Below are 2,781 nucleotides of genomic sequence, written 5' to 3' on the forward strand. Positions count from 1 at the left end.
TAATAATCGTATGCCATGTATTACCATGTCGTGAGTAATGATTCCACTCAGAAATAGCTTGATGAAGAGTAATTCCTTTCGGCTTTTCAACTGCTCTTGCAATTTTTCTTGCATAGAGTTCCTTCTCCATTTCATCAAATCGTTTTACAAGAGCGATTTTAAAATTTCTAACTACTTCTGTATTATCCAGATAAGTAATCATCAACATGGCTTGATTTCTATTAAGTTGATAGATTTTTACTTTTTGACCTCGACTATCTGGCAAGGTCGATATTTCAAATATCAACTTACCGAATTGCTCAAAATCTTTTTTATGTTTATTGATGAGTAAACGTAACGATGTCCTTTCGATTCCTGCATATTCAGCAATAACGATATGGTTAGTCACAACTTCCGCTTTACTCATGTCAGGACTGGTTAAAAATGCTAAGTCTTTCATTATTAAATTTCTTTCTAGCGTTTAATACGCAATATCGTATCTCAACGACTGACTTCATTGTTCTCAATTTCAACGTACTGGGCGGTGCGTTTTTTTAATAGTCCTTAGCGAGCCACTCGGTAATGCGTTCGTATGTACTCTGACGTACTTTCTCATTACGTGTTGGGCTTTCAAGACGTCCATAAGTAAGACGATTAATACCAAGCTGATTGGCAGCTTCACCTTTTGTTAAATCTAGCACTCCTCGTTTTTTGCGTAGAGCAGTTTTAATTTCTGATGTTAAATACATTATTTTACTTCACCTTCTTTCTAGATACTTCAAAATTGAAGTATCTAGACAATAGTATAATACTTCATTTTCGAAGTGTCAAGTGATATACTTCAAAATTGAAATTTTTATTTTAAATAACTACCAAAATGTTGTATAATGATAAAGAGGTAAAAATATGGCAAACGAAGTATATAAAGCTTTAAATCGTATTAAAGAGCTACGAATTGAAAAAGGTGTTACTCAAAGCACCGTAGCAAAAGCAATAGGAATTTCTCAAGGTATGCTGACTAATTATGAAACTGGAAAACGTTCTCCTCGTGATTTCAAAGTTTGGCAAGATTTAGCTGATTACTTTGACGTTACGACTAGCTATATTATGGGAACTAGTGATTTTAGAACATATCAAGACGAAATTAATGAAATACAAACATCTGCCAAGGAAAATTACGGCGTTGAAGTTCCAGCGGAAATAATTAAAGATTATAAGGGAAACCCTGTATCCACTACCTACAATACTCTTGCTCTACGCACAGAAATGGCTAAAAAACTTCTTCCTGAATTAGACAAAATGATTTCTACAATTGATAGTTATTTATATAGCTCTCCCACGATTGATTTTGATGATAAAGAAAAAGCTGATTATTTTTATTCTGATGAATTTAAACTAGCCAATGCACAAATAGATCAACTACTCATTTGGAAACACAGAAAAAAAGTTTTTCAATTAAAGAAGCAATTACTAGAAAAACAAATACAGAACCCTGAAAATTACTTTGCCCTCGAAGATGGCATCACTAAAGCCGAATTAAAAAAAAGGTGGCAAGATTATCGTCGTAAAGATTCTAATGAAAATGAACTTTAACTTCCTACACTTTTAAAATCAACATTCATGTTTTGACTTTTGCGTACTGGGCGGTGCTAGAAAGACAAATCAACATGAACAAACTAAATATAAAAGAATACAAAACAAAAAGCGGAGAAGTACGCTATATTCTCCGTGGCGCTTATATCGGTACTGATGTGCTGACAGGTAAGCAAGTTCGAACTTCCATTACTGGGCGTACAAAAAAAGACATAAAAGTTAAACTTTCACGTCTTCAAAATGAGTTCATAAAAAATGGTTGTACTAAAAAAATTAAAGTCTTAAAAACTTTTGAAGAGGTTGCTGAGAGCTTTTTTGAACTTTATAAGCTGCAACGTAAAATAGGTTCTATTGACCAAATGAGATCAAATCTCGATAATTATACTTTGCCAGCTTTTGGTAATAAGAGAATCAGCAAGATTACCACAGCACAAATACAGCAGCAAGTTATCAAATGGGGAAAAAGCGCCGCTGCTCCTCTTAATGGGAGACAAAAGCGTACTACTGGACAAGCTAAACGATACAAGCTGCAGTTCAATATCATCAATCGCATATTTCAACATGCACTTTCACTTGGAATCATTGAGAACAATCCTTGTCAGTCAGTGATCGTACCCCAAGTAAAGGTGGAACAAGCAAAAAAAGAGATAAAGTTCTACAAAAAATCGGAATTAGCAAAACTCTTTAATTACCTTGAATCTCTAAAGAGTGGCCAGTGGTCAAATGAATACTTTAAAGCTCTTCTACGCTTGCTTGTGGCTTCTGGTTTGCGTATTGGCGAAGCTATGGCCTTATCATGGTCTGATATTAACTTTCAAAACCAGACTGTATCTGTCAGCAAAACCACAGTTAGACGATTTCAAATTCAAGATACACCAAAAAGCAATAAAAGCAATCGAATTATTAGCATTGACGATAAGGCAATTTATGTATTAAAAAGCTGGTACTTCTTTCAAAAGAAACACTTTATGAAGTTAGGAAATCCACAACAAAACCTAGTATTTCCAAAAATAGAAGGTGGAGTGATGGATTATCACAACCTTATCTACAAGCTGAATAATATAATCAAAAATGCTGAACTGCCGTTGTTGAGCTTTCATGGATTCAGGCATTCACACGCTAGCCTTTGTTTAAATGCTGAAATGAGTTATAAAGTGATTCAAGAAAGGCTAGGTCATTCAAAGTTGCAATTGACTATGGACCTATACT

The 2,781-nt window shown here is 34.3% G+C and carries 3 protein-coding genes; 2 read left to right on the top strand and 1 reads right to left on the bottom strand.

The window, feature by feature from the left end:
- Positions 1–439, bottom strand: a 439-nt coding sequence (locus ABT112_RS34935; RefSeq protein WP_351515808.1) for a Rha family transcriptional regulator, incomplete at its 3' end; no start/stop codon positions are given.
- 446 nt (positions 440–885) lie between these two features.
- On the opposite strand from ABT112_RS34935, the gene ABT112_RS34940 reads away from it, so the two are divergent.
- Positions 886–1,572, top strand: a complete 687-nt coding sequence (locus tag ABT112_RS34940; protein WP_012898391.1) for a helix-turn-helix domain-containing protein — start codon at positions 886–888, stop codon at positions 1,570–1,572.
- A 74-nt stretch (positions 1,573–1,646) separates the two neighbouring features.
- On the top strand, positions 1,647–2,781 hold a 1,135-nt coding region (locus ABT112_RS34945; protein ID WP_351515809.1), incomplete at its 3' end, for a tyrosine-type recombinase/integrase.

Origin of the sequence: Streptomyces sp. NPDC002055 (assembly GCF_040296705.1) — a bacterium.
In the GTDB taxonomy this organism is placed as follows: Bacteria; Actinomycetota; Actinomycetes; order Streptomycetales; family Streptomycetaceae; genus Streptomyces.

What these genes read in the sequence shown, in the direction of transcription:
- ABT112_RS34940 (WP_012898391.1), top strand. Translation starts at nt 886, where the DNA reads ATGGCAAACGAAGTATATAAAGCTTTAAATCGTATTAAAGAGCTACGA.